Source organism: Bradyrhizobium sp. 2TAF36 (assembly GCF_052114925.1).
Taxonomy (GTDB): Bacteria; Pseudomonadota; Alphaproteobacteria; order Rhizobiales; family Xanthobacteraceae; genus Bradyrhizobium; species Bradyrhizobium barranii.
The window spans coordinates 119,872-133,921 of sequence record NZ_JBFRFR010000001.1; the positions used below are offsets into that span (position 1 = coordinate 119,872).

A 14,050-nucleotide genomic window follows, 5' to 3' on the forward strand; every position below is an offset into this window, starting at 1 on the left:
CGAGATATGGGAGATCGCGATGGAGCTTCGGCATCTCCGCTATTTCGTCGCCGTTGCCGATGCAGGCAGTTTGACTGTTGCGGCCGAGCAGAAGCTGCACACGTCGCAACCGTCGCTCAGCCGGCAAATCCGGGATCTCGAACGGGAGGTCGGCGTTCCCTTGATGAACCGCAGCGCCCAAGGCATCGCGCTGACGGCGGCCGGCAAGGCCTTTCTCGAGCACGCCAGAATGGCGCTGCTTCAGGCGGAGGCTGCCAAGGAAGCGGCGCTCCGTGCCGCGCAGCCCCCGCAGCCCGCTTTCTCGTTGGGCTTTCTGTCGGGCGCCGAAATCGACCTGCTGCCCGAGGTGGATCGCATTCTGCGCGACGCATTTCCCGGCATCGATATCCGCCTCTCGAGCGATTATTCGCCCTCGCTTGCCAAGGCCCTGATGCGGCGAAAGCTCGATGCTGCCTTCATCCGGCCGGAGGAGCACATGGAAGATCTGGTCTGCCGGCGCGTGCGCACCGATCCGCTGGTCTTCGTCTTTCCGAGCGACCATCGGCTGGCTTCTCAAGCCGCGGTGGCGCCCGAGGAAATCAGGGACGAGACCTTCTACCTACCGTCCAAATCCGCTCCCGCGGTTCGCCGTATCGTTCTGGATTATTTCAGCCGGACCGGAATCGACCTCAAGCCCGACCGCGAAGTCCACAATGTTGTTCACGCGATCTCCATGATCGCGTCCACGCGCGGCGTCATGATGCTGCCGGCCTACACGAAGCGATATCTGCCGGAGACGATCACCACCCGGCCGGTGCGGGGTGAAGCACCCAAGCTTGATCTCGTTGTCGCCTATCACAAGGCGAATCAATCCCCGATCCTGAAGTTGCTTCTCTCCGAGGTCGGCAAGCTCGCCACGGCGTCGTCCTAGGCTCACTTCACCGGCCGCTTCTCGAGCTTCCTTGCCAGTGTGCGGCGGTGCATGCCCAGCCTTCTCGCCGCTTCCGAGATGTTGAAATCGGTCTCGATCAGCGTCTGGTGGATGCGCTCCCATTCCAGCGTCTTGATCGAGGTCGGCCGTGCATCGAGGGCGACTTCGGCGTTGCCTTCGGCCTTGTTGAAGGCGGCTTCGATATCGTCGGTGTTCGACGGCTTTGCCAGGTAGTGGCAGGCGCCGAGCTTGATCGCCTCGACGGCGGTGGAGATGCTGGCAAAGCCGGTCAGCACCACGATCAGCATCTCCGGATCGTGCGTGTGCAGCAGTTCCACGCAGGCGAGGCCCGAGGCGCCGCCGAGCTTGAGATCGACCACCGCGTGTCCAAAGGATCGCTCCTCCAGCACCTTCCGCACCTCTTCGATCGAAGCTGCGAGGACGACGTCGTAGCCGCGGCGCTCGAACGAGCGTTTCAGCGTGCGCGCGAAGCCGGCATCGTCCTCGACGACGATGAGCGAACGGTCAGGCGTCAAAATTTCCTCCGATCGCGAGCGTTGCGAGCGGCAGCGTCAGGCGGACGGTGGCGCCACGCTTCCTGTGGTTCTCGGCGGTCACGCTGCCGCCGAGCTTGCGCACGACGTTCACGACCAGGAACAGGCCGAGCCCGCCGCCGGCGCGGCCCTTGCTCGAGTGATAGGGTTTTCCGAGCTGCGCCAGCATCTCCGGCGCAAAGCCCGGGCCGCGATCGCTGATCGACAGCACGAGATTGTCGCCCTCGCGCTCGGCCAGCAGCTCCACCCATTCGCGCGAGACCTCATAGGCATTGTCGAGCACGTTGAAGATCACTTGCTTCAGCGCGATGTCAGAGACGATCGCGACGTCCTCGCCGAACGTGTTGACGAAATAGAGCGTGCGGGCCGAGCGTGCGTCGCGCCACTCGTTCACCAGCGCGGTGACGAAGGCCGTCACCGTCGTCGGCGAGGAGCCTTCGCCGCGCGCTTCGCCCGCCGACACCAGGATGCCCGTCACGATGGTCTTGCAGCGTTGCAGAGAGGTTTCCATCTCCGCGAGATCCTCGGCAAGTTCCTGATCGGCAGCGAGATCGGGCATGCGGCGCCAGTCGCTGAGGATGACCGACAGCGAGGCGAGCGGCGTGCCGAGTTCATGCGCGGCGCCGGAGGCGAGCAGGCCCATGCGGACGATGTGGTCCTGCTCGGCCGCATGCTGGCGCAATGCCGCCAGATGCGCATCGCGCTCGCGCAAATTCCTGTTGATGCGGGTGACGAACACGACCAGCAGCACGGCGTTGAGGACGAAGCCCAGCAGCATGCCGGTTACGGTGAGACTGTAGGCCTCGCTGATCGGGTTCGGCGGTAGGTCGAGCGGCCGGTAGGCCATGGTCAGCCAGATGAAACTCGCGCAGGTCAGTGCGACCAGCGACCAGGTCGAACGGGCATTAAGCAGCACCGCGCCCAGCGTCACCTGGAGCAGGAACAGCGAGGTGAAGGGATTGGTGGCGCCGCCGCTGAGGTAAAGCTGCGCCGTCAGCGCGGCGACGTCCAGCATCAGCGCGACCAAGAGCTCATTGTTGGTGATCGCGGCGCGATGGCGCACCCAGACCAGGCTCGAGATATTGAGAAAGACCAGCGCGCCGATCACCGCGCTCATCCGGGTCAGCGGCAGCGGAATGCCGAGCCAGAAATGCACGCCGCCGATGGTCACGATCTGCCCGACCACCGCGGTCCAGCGCAGCTGGATCAGCAGCGCCATGTTCTTGCGGTTGGTCTCGTCGTCGGTCGGCGCAACGCCGATCAGCTCGCTGCGCGCGTCCGCCTGCGATTGCAGCGTGACGGCGTCATGCGTCATTCCGTCGTCAGGTAGATTCGACGATCGTTCCAGCATCTGATCCCGTCCTGCGGGCGGTGGCATCCGAGCCGCCGGCCGGTTCGTGGACGAAGCGCTTGCGGCGGAACAGCCCGCCGCCGAATGTGACGAAAAGTTTACCCGCCAGCATGAAAGCCAGGGCAAACCACGTCAGCGCGTAGATCAGGTGGTTATTGGGAAAGCTGATCACGGTCAATCCGCCGATCGGGCCGCCGGTGGTTTGTGATCCGGCGTCAGCATCGACGAAAAAGGGTGCGACATGGTCGAGGCCGCGCGCTGCCGCAATCGCGGCGACATCCCGCGAGTACCAGCGGTTGTGCTGGGGCACGTTGTTCCGCAAGAATCCGCCTTTCGGCTCGGTCATGCGGAGCAGGCCCGTGATCTCGACCTGCTCGTCCGGATTGCCGCTCTGGCGCGTCGATGCGTCGCGCCGCTCGGACGGCACGAAGCCGCGATTGACCAGCACCAGCGAGCCGTCGCCGCGCTGAAGCGGCGTCAGCACCCAATAGCCGGGGCCTTCCTCGGTGACCGCCTGAACCAGCGTCTCGCGGTCATGCAGGAAGCGGCCGGTGAGGCTGACGTGCCTGTATTCGTCGTTTGCGGTGGAGACGGTCGGCCAGGCCGCGGGCGACGGGACCGGCTGGGCCGGGGCATGGACGCGCTGCTCGACGCGGTCGATCAGCGCCAGCTTCCAGGCGCGTCGCTCGATCTGCCAGACGCCGAGTGCGATCAGAAGTGCAAAGGCCGCGAGCGAGAGGACCGTGAGCCACAGGCGCGGACGCGCAGCCTTGCGACGCGCGTCCTTGTCGTTGCCTGTCACGGTCCAAGCCTTGCTCACTTTCAAGCCTTGCTCACTTCCAAGCCTTGCTCACTTCGGAGTCGCGCTCACTTCATTCCCGTCATCTGGTGCATCGGCATCATGTTGCTGTTGAGGTGGTTCATCACCCACAGCGAGCCTGACAGCGCGATCACCACCATGACGATGGTGAAGATCAGCGCCATCATGCTCCAGCCGTTCTCGGACTTGGTGTTCATGTGCAGGAAGTAGATCATGTGCACGACGATCTGCACGACAGCGAAGGCCATGATGACGAGCGCGGTGATCTGCTTGCTCGGCAGCGCGCCGCTCATCACCAGCCAGAACGGGATCGCGGTCAGCACGACCGAGAGCACGAAGCCGAGCATGTAGGTCGAGAACGTGCCGTGGGCGTGGTCGTCGCCGTGGTGATGGCCGTCCGCGTGGGCGGCGTGGGTATCGGTGTTCATCGCAGAACTCCCAGGAGATAGACGAAGGTGAASACGCCGATCCAGACCACGTCCAGGAAGTGCCAGAACATCGACAGGCACATCAGGCGGCGGCGGTTGGCTTCGATCAGGCCGAACTTCCAGACCTGCACCATCAGCGTCACCAGCCAGATCAGGCCGCAGGAGACGTGCAGGCCGTGGGTGCCGACCAGCGTGAAGAAGGAGGACAGGAAGGCGCTGCGCTGCGGGGTCGCCCCTTCATGGATCATGTGGGCGAACTCGGAGAGCTCGATGCCGATGAAGGCGAGGCCGAACAGGCCGGTGATCGCCAGCCACATCTGGGTCTGGGCGATCTTGTTCTGCTGCATCGTCAGCATGGCAAAGCCATAGGTGATCGACGACAGCAGCAGCATCGAAGTGTTCACCGCGACCAGCGGCAGCTCGAACAGGTCCTTCGGGGCCGGGCCGGCGGCGTAGTTACCGCCGAGCACGCCGAAGGCGGCGAACAGCATCGCGAAGATGAGACAGTCGCTCATCAGGTAGATCCAGAAGCCGAGCGAGGTGCTGTAGCCTTCCGGATGCGGGTGTTCGTCGGCGAGATAGAAGAGCGGCTCGCCAGTTTGGGTAGGATTGACAGCGACAGTCATTTACTTGGCTCCGGCGAGCAGTTTGGTGCGCGCGTCCTCGGTCCGGATGACGTCGTCGGCCGGGATGTCGAAGTCGCGGTGATAGTTGAAGGTGTGACCGATGCCGACGGCGAGCATCGCGATGAAGCTCACGGCGGCAAGCCACCAGATGTACCAGATCAGGCCGAATCCCATCGCGGTGGCGAGGCCGGCGAGGATGATGCCGGTGCCGGTGCTGCTGGGCATGTGGATCGGCTTGAACCCCAAGAGCGGACGCTGATAGCCGCGCTTCTTCATGTCCCACCACGCGTCATTGTCGTGAACGACGGGGGTGAAGGCGAAGTTGTAGTCCGGCGGCGGCGAGGAGGTCGCCCATTCCAGCGTGCGTGCATCCCAGGGATCGCCGGTGACGTCCTTGAGCTGCTCGCGCTTGAGGAAGCTGACTGCGAACTGCATCAGCATGCAGAGGATGCCGAGGAAGACCAGGCCGGCGCCGATCGCGGCGATGACGAACCAGATCTGCAAGGACGGATCGTCGAACACGCGCAGGCGGCGGGTCACGCCCATCAGGCCGAGCACATAGAGCGGCATGAAGGCCATGTAGAAGCCGGTGACCCAGAACCAGAACGACAGCTTGCCCCAGAACGGATCGAGCTTGAAGCCGAACGCCTTCGGGAACCAGTAGTTGATGCCGGCGAACGCGCCGAACACCACGCCGCCGATGATCACGTTGTGAAAGTGCGCGATCAGGAACAGGCTGTTGTGCAGGACGAAGTCGGCCGGCGGCACTGCGAGCAGCACGCCGGTCATGCCGCCGAGCACGAAGGTCAGCATGAAGGCGATCGTCCACAGCATCGGCAGCTCGAAGCGGATGCGGCCGCGATACATCGTGAACAGCCAGTTGAACATCTTCGCGCCCGTCGGGATCGAGATGATCATCGTGGTGATGCCGAAGAACGAGTTGACGCTGGCGCCCGAGCCCATCGTGAAGAAGTGGTGCAGCCAGACCAGGTACGACAGGATGGTGATGACCACCGTGGCGTAGACCATCGAGGTGTAGCCGAACAGCCGCTTGCCGGAGAAGGTCGAGGTGACTTCCGAGAAGATGCCGAAGGCGGGGAGAACCAGAATGTAGACCTCGGGATGACCCCAGATCCAGATCAGGTTCACGTACATCATCGGGCTGCCGCCGAAATCGTTCGTGAAGAAGTTGGTGCCGACGTAGCGGTCAAGCGAGAGCAGCGCGAGCACGACGGTCAGGACGGGGAAGGAGGCGACGATCAGGATGTTGGTGCAGAGCGCGGTCCAAGTGAACACCGGCATCTTCATCATGGTCATGCCGGGACAGCGCAGCTTGACGATGGTGCAGATCAGGTTGATGCCGGATAAGGTCGTGCCGACGCCTGCGACCTGCAGCGCCCAGATGTAATAGTCGACGCCGACGTCAGGACTGTAGCCGATGTTCGACAGCGGCGGATAGGCCAGCCAGCCGGTGCGGGCGAATTCGCCGATGAACAGCGAAGCCATCACCAGCACTGCGCCGCCGACCGTCATCCAGAAGCTGAAATTGTTCAGGAACGGGAACGACACGTCGCGCGCGCCGATCTGCAGCGGCACCACGTAGTTCATCAGGCCGGTGACCAGCGGCATCGCCACGAAGAAGATCATGATCACGCCGTGGGCGGTGAAGACCTGGTCGTAGTGATGGGCGGGAAGGAAGCCGTCGGAACCGTTGAACGCGAGCGCCTGTTGCGCGCGCATCATGAGCGCGTCGGCGAAGCCGCGCAGCAGCATCACGATGCCGAGGATCATGTACATGATGCCGATGCGCTTGTGGTCGACGGTGGTGAACCACTCGCGCCACAGATAGCCCCAGAGGCGGAAATAGGTGATGCCGGCGAACAGTGCGCCGCCGCCGAGCGCGACCATCACGAAGGTGCCGACCAGGATCGGCTCGTGCAGCGGCAGCGAATCGAGGCCGAGACGGCCGAAGATGAGCTTGAGAAGATCAGGAGACATGCGAGCTCTCTTTAGGAGTCTGACTTCAGGAGTCTGACTTGGGACGTTGTCCGAGGAAGAAGGACGAGGACTTCAGCGGCGTGAAGATCGGCCGCTTCAGGCCGGCACCGAGCAGCGGCGCGGTGTCGGCGGGTGCCGTGATGGAGGCGGTGGTCCTGCCCTGCGGCGCATCGGGCGTGCAGGTGCCGGCGACGAAGGTCGGCTCCGGCCCGAGCGGGCTGCCGCGGCGGGCGTACTTGTCGTAGGCCAGCGGCAGTGTGTTGTTCAGGCCCTCATGGCCGTTGCCGCCCTTGGCGTCGATCGCCATCATCTCGCTCTGGCACATCTTGCCGGTCTCGACGCACATGTTGAGGATCAGGCGGTAGAGGTCGGAATCGACGGTGCCCCAGCGGCGCACCGGCTCGTTCTCGCTCGGCTTTTCGAGCTGGAGATATTCGGCGCGGCCGAGCGAGCCGCCGGCTGATTTGGCCTGCGCGATCCAGGCGTCAAAGCCCTTGTCGTCGAGGCCCTTGAAGTTGAAGTGCATGCCAGAGAAGCCGGCGCCGCTGTAGTTCGCCGAAAAACCCTTGTAGGTACCGGCGTGGTTGATCACGGCGTGGAGCGACGTCTCCATGCCCGGCATTGCGTAGATCTGACCGGCGAGTGCGGGGATGTAGAACGAGTTCATCACCGAGGAGGCGGTGATGTGGAAGTTGATCGGGCGGTCGACCGGCGCGGCGAGCTCGTTGACGGTGGCGATGCCGTAATCGGGGTAGATAAAGAGCCACTTCCAGTCGAGCGCGACGACATCGACGTCGAGCGGAGCCTTGGACTGGTCCACGGCGCGTTCCGCATGGATGCGGCCGATGTTGCGATAGGGGTCGAGCAGATGCGTGCCCATCCAGGTCAGCGCGCCCAGGCAGATGATGATCAGCAGCGGCGCCGACCAGATCACCAGCTCGAGCTTGGTCGAGTGGTCCCAATCCGGCTCGTAGCGGGCCGAGGTGTTGGACTGGCGGTAGCGCCAGGCAAACAGCACCGTCAGCGCCATCACGGGGACGACGATCAGGAGCATCAGGACGGTGGAGATGATGACGAGGTCGCGCTGTTGCGCTGCGATATCGCCGGCAGGCGCCAGCACGACGTAGTTGCAGCCGCTGAGCGCAGCTGCCAGAGGTAGCAGCGCCAGGATCTTGAGACGGGACACGGGCCGAGCCTTATGAGAATGAGTTTCCTTTGCGGGCCCAAGGGGTAGCTGCGGCGCAGCAATCCGGACATTGGACAATTTGTCCAATGTTGCACTGCGGAATGTTGGGTCAGACAGGGGCAGATTGCCTGGCGCCCCGCCGGGCGGTCGGCTTTGGTTTTCAGGACGTTAAGGGCGCACGAATGGCGACGGCACAGACCCCCGCAATGGCAGACCTCCACTCGGGCGAGCACGGCCACGACCAGGCCAGTCCCGGCGAGATCGCCATCGGCGTCATCATCGGCCGCACCTCGGAATTCTTCGACTTCTTCGTCTACGCGATCGCCTCGGTGATCGTATTCCCGCGCCTGGTGTTCCCGTTCACCAGCGAGCTGACCGGCACCCTCTATTCCTTCATGATCTTCGCGCTGGCCTTCGTGGCCCGGCCGATCGGAACCGTCATTTTCATGACGGTCGATCGCGAGTACGGCAAAACCGCCAAGCTGGTCTCGGCGCTGTTTCTGCTCGGCACCGCCACCGTCGCGCTCGCGTTCCTGCCCGGCTATCACGACATCGGCAGCGCCGCGATCTGGCTGCTGGCGCTGGCGCGTATCGCGCAGGGTCTGGCCTGGGGCGGGGCCTGGGACGGCATGGCTTCGCTCCTGGCCCTGAACGCGCCGCCCTCCAAGCGCGGCTGGTACGCGATGGTGCCGCAATTAGGCGCCCCGCTCGGCCTGACCGTGGCGAGCGCGCTGTTCGCCTATTTCGCCGGTAACCTCTCGGCCGACGACTTCTTCGACTGGGGCTGGCGCTATCCGTTCTTCGTCGCCTTCGCCATCAACGTCGTGGCGCTGTTCGCGCGCCTGCGCATGGTGACGACGGAAGAATATGCTTCGTTGTTCGAGACCCGCGAATTGCAGCCCGCGCGTATCTCCGAGACCGTCGCGCGCGAAGGCCAGAACATCATGCTCGGTGCATTCGCGCCGCTCGCAAGCTTCGCGCTGTTCCACATGGTCACGGTGTTTCCGCTGTCCTGGGTGTTCCTGTTCACCCGCGAAAGCCCGGTGCGCTTCCTGATCATCGAGATCGTCGCCGCCGTGTTCGGCGTCGCGGCGATCGTGGCCTCCGGAATCATCGCCGACCGCGTCGGCCGCAAATCGCTGCTGATGGGATCGGCCATCGCGATCGCGATCTACAGCGGTTTTGCTCCGCAGCTGCTCGATGCCGGCGCGTTCGGTGAGACCATCTACATGGTGATCGGTTTCATCCTGCTGGGTCTCTCCTTCGGCCAGTCCTCGGGCGCGATCGCCTCGAACTTCCGGCAGGCGTACCGCTACACGGCTTCCGCGCTGACCTCGGATATGGCCTGGCTGTTCGGTGCCGGCTTCGCGCCGCTGGTGGCGCTTCTGCTCGCCACCAATCTCGGCGTCATCGCGTCGGGTGCCTATCTGCTGTCAGGCGCGTTCTGGACGCTGCTCGCACTCTGGCTCAGCGGCCAGCGCGAGGCGGGCGACATGGACGCGGGCGCTTAAACCGCGTCCCGCGGACGGGAATAAAATTCAGGCCGGACGATCCTGTTTGCGGCGACGCAAGCAGGAGATCTCATGAACGTCCGGTCCAATCCCGTCCACCAGCAAAGTTTTGCAAGCCTAGTCCTCACCGTAAGCCTGGTCCTCACCATCGTCGCGATCGTTTTCTCGACCGGGCTTGCCCACGCCACCGGCAACGTCGCGCGCGGTCAAACGCTCTACAAGGGCTGCGCAGATTGTCACTCCATCAATGAGAACGCTGTCGGCCCGATGCACAAGGGCGTGGTCGGTCGCAAGGCGGGCAGCGTGCCCGGCTATGATTATTCGGCCGATCTGAAGAACTCAGGGATCGTCTGGACCGAGGACAATCTCGACAAATGGCTGGCCGGACCGCAGGCCATGGTGCCGGAAACCAAGATGTTTTTCGACGTCCCGGACGCGCGGGATCGTGCTGACATCATCGCGTTTCTGAAGGAAAGGGCGCGGTAGGTCGGCAGAGCAGGTCTCGTAGGGTGGGCAAAGCGAAGCGTGCCCACCATCTGTCGCTATCATTACTGATCGTGGGCACGGCGCTACGCGCCTTTGCCCACCCTACGGCACTGTCTTTGTGGCCCGAGATCCCGGGTTCGCGCTAAGCGCACCCCGGGATGACGCGCGCTTTGCGCGCGTCAATCCGCCACGACCTTCACGCGATCCCGCACCTTCACCTGAGCGGTGCGATCGAGCCCGTTCAGCACGCGGAAGCGTTCGGCGGGATGATCGACGCCGGCCATGCGGTGGGAGAGCGATTCCACGGTGTCGCCGGGCTGCACGGTGATGACCTTGATGCGCAGGGGGCGCGCGGCCTGGATTTCGTCGAGCGTCAGGCGGCGGAATGAATTGACGGTCTCGCGCGCGTTGCGCTCGCTCTCGGTCGATTTCTGCCGAGCCGCGAAGATGAAGCGATAGACGTCGCTGCCGAAGCGCAACGCATAGACCTTGAACTGCCACTGATCGCCCTTGGCGGTGGCGGACGCAGYCGGAAAACCGTTGATGGTGATGTCTTCGGTGGAGGCCTTCTCGACGCCCTCCATCCAGCCGGAATTCAGGTAATCGCCGAGCGACTGCTCGGCCGGCACCCTCACGACGTCGAAGCGCATCGCCTGCGAGCCGCCGTCGCGCACGCCGATCACCGCCTGCGCGGTGTTGTCGAGCGTGAAATTGTCCGGCGCCTGGAAGGTGAAGCCGAGTTTCGGGTGCAGGAAGCGCCGGCCGCGGACAAAACCTTCGCTGGGATCCTCGCCATAGACGAGGTTGTCGATCGCGGCGAGGTAGGTCTCGCGGTCACGCTCGGCGCCCTCGGGCGCCGCATATTGCCGTGCGATGGTCTGCGCATTCTGCACGCGCTCGGGGGTGGCCGGATGCGACGAGGTGAAATCCTGCGCGCGCGGATCGAGCGAGGTCTTGCCGACCTTGAGTTCGGCATTGCGCTCCATCGCCGAGAGGAAACGGGCGGCACCATAGGGGTCGAAATGTGCCTTGGCGGAAAGGCCGACGCCGATGCCATCGGCCTCGAACTCCTGGTTGCGCGAAAAGCTCGCCATGGTGAGCTTGGTCTTGGCCAGCGCAAGCGCGGTGAGATCGGGATCGTTGCTCATGTCGGTGACGACGCGGGTGACGATCGCGGCCTGGCGGGCCTGGTCCTCGCGCATCGCGGCGTGCTTGGACAGCACATGCGCCATCTCATGGCTGAGCACGGAGGACAATTCCGAAGTGTCGCTGGCGAGCGCGAGCAGGCCGCGGGTGACATAGAGCTGGCCGTTCGGCAGCGCGAACGCGTTCACGGCGCCGGAATTGAGAATGGTGACCTTATAGCCCTGGTCGGGGCGGTCGGACGCCGCGACGAGCCGGTCGACGGTCTTGCTGACGAGCGATTCGAGCCTGGGGTCGTCATAGGTGCCGCCATAGCTCGCCAAGATGCGCTCGTGCTCCTTTTCGGTGGCGGGGGTCTGCGCGACGGCCGGTTTCGGCTTGGGCATCGCCACGGTCGGCGGGGCCGCTGCGGTCTGGAACCGGTTCATGTCGCCGCAACCGGCAAGGGCTGAGCCCAGCACGAGGCACAGCGCCGCCGGCGCAGCCCGCAGGCGGCGGCGTTCACTCGATACGTGCCGTTCTAGCACCCCATCCACGTCGCTTAACCCGTGCCTGGCCCTCTTTAGGGCCTTACCCCTGTCGGCTCGTTTGCGCCCAGCAACTCGACCTGCCCCGCAAGGCGCACATCGATGCGCGGCCCTGTATTCCCCTCGACCCAGCCCCGGACGCGAATGCGTCGATTCTCCAGGGACTTAAGAGTGATCCCGGCATTCTCGAACGCGGGTTGCGTACGCTTTGAAATAGTCACGGCAAAGCCGCGTGTCCAGTTCCGTCCGAAGTTGAGGTAGGTGATTGCCCCAGCTTGCCGGACCGACAGGACTTTGCCCTCGACCACCATAAAGCGCCCTATCCCGGCCAAAATATCGTCCGGACTTTCCGCGTTTTTTATGGCCGACGCGTCAGCCCAGTTGCCCTTTTTTTGGCGCCGTGCCTCGGTCTCCGCCGCCATCAGGGCCGCCGCGCAGTCCTTGTCCGCGATCTCGGCGGAGACGAGTGCGTCGCCCTGGGCGAGCAGCACAGCCTGGATGGGGGCCTCGCTTTCGCCGACGAAGATGAGTGCGCCCTGACGGCCGTAGCGGTCGGGCGTGTCGTCGGTGCCGCGCAGCGTGACGTCGCGTCCGGTGAGCAGCGACGTCAGCGCCTGCTTCGTCGTTGCGGTTGGCTCGATCCCGGCGAGGCGCACCTCGCGGCCGTCATCGAGACGCACGCCACGCGCGTCGACGATTGCGGCGACGCGGCCGTCGCCCTGGGACTCGAACTGGCACGGTGCGGCGAACGCGGTGTGACCGGCGACGAGAGGAAGTGCGACGATGAGATGAAGCAGTCGCGTCACGGTGCCCGGAAAGGTTGCGTTGTGCTCTAGTTCTAACGCAAACGTGGCGAACCGCGAAGGCTATCGTAGGGTGGGCAAAGCGAAGCGTGCCCACGTCTTTGATTTGTCGCGCGGGCTCGTGGGCACGGCGCGAAGAGCGCGCCTTTGCCCACCCTACGGCAGTTCGCGTGATGCGTCGCCATTGCCTCACACTCGATCAGCGAATTAATGAACTTGCACAGCAATGACGGTGGAAACATTTCGCCGCAACATGCCATTCCGCTTTGCGGAAAACATGTGCGGCAATCATGCGCCCGCAACGCCCTCGCGCTTGCTGCGCACTTGCGCATGCGGCATGATTGCGGCAACAGCTTCAACCAAGAGCAATAACCAAGCCGCCATCAGAGTACGGCGCGATAAGGGAGGTCTTTTTCGATGAAGCATATTTTGTCGGGCATTTTTGCCGCAGCGTTTGCCCTGAGTGCGAGCGCCGCCGCGCAGGCCCAGGACAAGCCGCCGCTGAAGATCGGTGGCATCCTCGACATGTCGAGCCTCTATGCCGACATCACCGGTCCCGGCAGCGAGACCGCGGCCAAGATGGCCGTCGAAGATTTTGGCGGCGAGGTGCTGGGACGCAAGATCCAGGTGCTGGCGGCCGACCATCTCAACAAGGCTGACCTGTCCGCCAACATCGCCCGCGACATGCTCGACAACCAGGGCGTCGAGATGATCTACGACGTCGCGGCCTCGGCCACTGCGCTCGCCGCCGGCGAGATCGCGAAAGCGCGCAACAAGATCATCATGTTCAACGGCCCGGGCTCGATCCGTCTCACCAACGAGGCCTGCGGTCCCTACACCATTCACTACGTGTTCGACACTTACGGCCAGGCCAACGTGACCGGTCTTGCCGCCGTGAAGTCCGGCCTCGACAGCTGGTTCTTCCTCACCGCCGACTACGCCTTCGGCCAGGACCTGGAGAAGGACACCAGCGCCGTCGTGACCAAGACCGGCGGCAAGGTGCTCGGCGCCGTGCGCCATCCGCTCAACACCTCGGATTTCTCGTCCTTCCTGCTCCAGGCTCAAGCGTCCAAAGCCAAGGTGATTGGCCTTGCCAACGCCGGCGGCGACACCGTCAACGCCATCAAGCAGGCGGCCGAGTTCGGCATCACCAAGGGCGGCCAGAAGGTCTCGCCGCTGCTCGCCTTTGTCACCGACATCGACTCGATCGGGCTGGAGACCGCGCAGGGCCTGCTGCTGGCGGAAGCCTTCTACTGGGACCTCAACGATGACACGCGCGCATTTTCGAAGCGATTCGCCGAACGCATGAAGCGGCCGCCGACCTCGGCGCAGGCCGGCGTTTATTCGTCCGTCACGCATTACCTGAAGGCTGTGAAGGCCGCGGGCACGACCGACTCGGCCGCGGTCATCAAGGTGATGAAGGAGACACCGATCAACGACTTCTTCGCCAAGAACGGCAAGATCCGCGAGGACGGCCGCATGATCCACGACATGTACCTGTTTGAGGTCAAGAAGCCGTCGGAGTCCAAGGGCCGCTGGGACGACTACAAGCTGCTCGCCACCGTGTCCGGCAACGAGGCGTTCCAGTCGCTGGAGCAGTCGCGCTGCCCCCTGGTGAAGAAATAGAGATCGTCATTGCGAGCGAAGCGAAGCAATCCAGAGATGTTTCCGCAGAGACGGTCTGGATTGCTTCGTCGCTTCGCTCCT

13 protein-coding genes are annotated in these 14,050 nt (G+C 64.1%); 4 read left to right on the forward strand and 9 right to left on the reverse strand.

What is annotated here, in order from left to right; translation table 11 throughout:
- The first annotated feature begins 19 nt into the window (after positions 1-19).
- The gene (locus tag AB4Z51_RS00560) at positions 20-910 is read left to right on the forward strand and encodes a LysR substrate-binding domain-containing protein (protein ID WP_135216446.1); all 891 of its coding nucleotides are present in this window, start codon (positions 20-22) and stop codon (positions 908-910) included.
- 2 nt (positions 911-912) lie between these two features.
- Here the strand turns inward: AB4Z51_RS00560 and AB4Z51_RS00565 are convergent, their stop codons facing one another.
- The 7 genes from AB4Z51_RS00565 to cyoA are packed head-to-tail and all read right to left on the reverse strand — an operon-like array spanning position 913 to position 7,873.
- Complete coding sequence (locus AB4Z51_RS00565) at positions 913-1,446, reverse strand: response regulator transcription factor (RefSeq protein ID WP_014490373.1); 534 nt, start codon at positions 1,444-1,446, stop codon at positions 913-915.
- Positions 1,436-2,815 (reverse strand): ATP-binding protein, encoded by a 1,380-nt coding sequence (locus tag AB4Z51_RS00570; RefSeq protein WP_441496801.1) that lies wholly within the window; start codon positions 2,813-2,815, stop codon positions 1,436-1,438. The genes AB4Z51_RS00565 and AB4Z51_RS00570 overlap by 11 nt, the downstream gene beginning before the upstream one ends.
- Positions 2,787-3,635: an SURF1 family protein gene (locus AB4Z51_RS00575; protein WP_441496802.1), complete on the reverse strand. Its 849-nt coding sequence runs from the start codon at positions 3,633-3,635 to the stop codon at positions 2,787-2,789. The genes AB4Z51_RS00570 and AB4Z51_RS00575 overlap by 29 nt, the downstream gene beginning before the upstream one ends.
- 47 nt (positions 3,636-3,682) lie before the next feature.
- Positions 3,683-4,063 carry a cytochrome o ubiquinol oxidase subunit IV gene (gene cyoD, locus AB4Z51_RS00580; RefSeq protein WP_085399178.1) on the reverse strand — a complete coding sequence of 127 codons (381 nt, stop codon included), beginning with the start codon at positions 4,061-4,063 and terminating at the stop codon, positions 3,683-3,685.
- Positions 4,060-4,689, reverse strand: coding sequence for a cytochrome o ubiquinol oxidase subunit III (gene cyoC / locus AB4Z51_RS00585; protein WP_441496803.1), 630 nt, complete (start codon positions 4,687-4,689; stop codon positions 4,060-4,062). The genes cyoD and cyoC overlap by 4 nt, the downstream gene beginning before the upstream one ends.
- Complete coding sequence (cyoB, locus tag AB4Z51_RS00590; RefSeq protein ID WP_441496804.1) at positions 4,690-6,687, reverse strand: cytochrome o ubiquinol oxidase subunit I; 1,998 nt, start codon at positions 6,685-6,687, stop codon at positions 4,690-4,692.
- Between the two features lie 25 nt (positions 6,688-6,712).
- A complete protein-coding gene (cyoA, locus tag AB4Z51_RS00595) occupies positions 6,713-7,873 on the reverse strand; it encodes a ubiquinol oxidase subunit II (protein WP_071908450.1) in 1,161 nt (386 codons plus the stop codon).
- A 182-nt stretch (positions 7,874-8,055) separates the two neighbouring features.
- Here cyoA and AB4Z51_RS00600 point away from each other — a divergent pair, with 182 nt between their 5' ends.
- Together AB4Z51_RS00600 and AB4Z51_RS00605 are read left to right on the forward strand one after the other, a co-directional pair.
- Entirely contained in the window at positions 8,056-9,384 is a 1,329-nt protein-coding gene (locus AB4Z51_RS00600; RefSeq protein ID WP_441496805.1) for an MFS transporter, read from the forward strand.
- A gap of 72 nt (positions 9,385-9,456) precedes the next feature.
- Positions 9,457-9,870, forward strand: a complete 414-nt coding sequence (locus AB4Z51_RS00605; protein ID WP_441496806.1) for a c-type cytochrome — start codon at positions 9,457-9,459, stop codon at positions 9,868-9,870.
- A 179-nt stretch (positions 9,871-10,049) separates the two neighbouring features.
- Here AB4Z51_RS00605 and AB4Z51_RS00610 read toward each other — a convergent pair whose 3' ends face one another.
- Complete coding sequence (locus AB4Z51_RS00610; RefSeq protein WP_441496807.1) at positions 10,050-11,441, reverse strand: M48 family metalloprotease; 1,392 nt, start codon at positions 11,439-11,441, stop codon at positions 10,050-10,052.
- 134 nt (positions 11,442-11,575) lie between these two features.
- Positions 11,576-12,346, reverse strand: a complete 771-nt coding sequence (locus tag AB4Z51_RS00615) for a thermonuclease family protein (RefSeq protein WP_081369088.1) — start codon at positions 12,344-12,346, stop codon at positions 11,576-11,578.
- A 414-nt stretch (positions 12,347-12,760) separates the two neighbouring features.
- Between AB4Z51_RS00615 and AB4Z51_RS00620 the strand changes: the two genes are divergently transcribed.
- Entirely contained in the window at positions 12,761-13,969 is a 1,209-nt protein-coding gene (locus tag AB4Z51_RS00620; protein ID WP_247316421.1) for an ABC transporter substrate-binding protein, read from the forward strand.
- Positions 13,970-14,050: the final 81 nt, after the last annotated feature.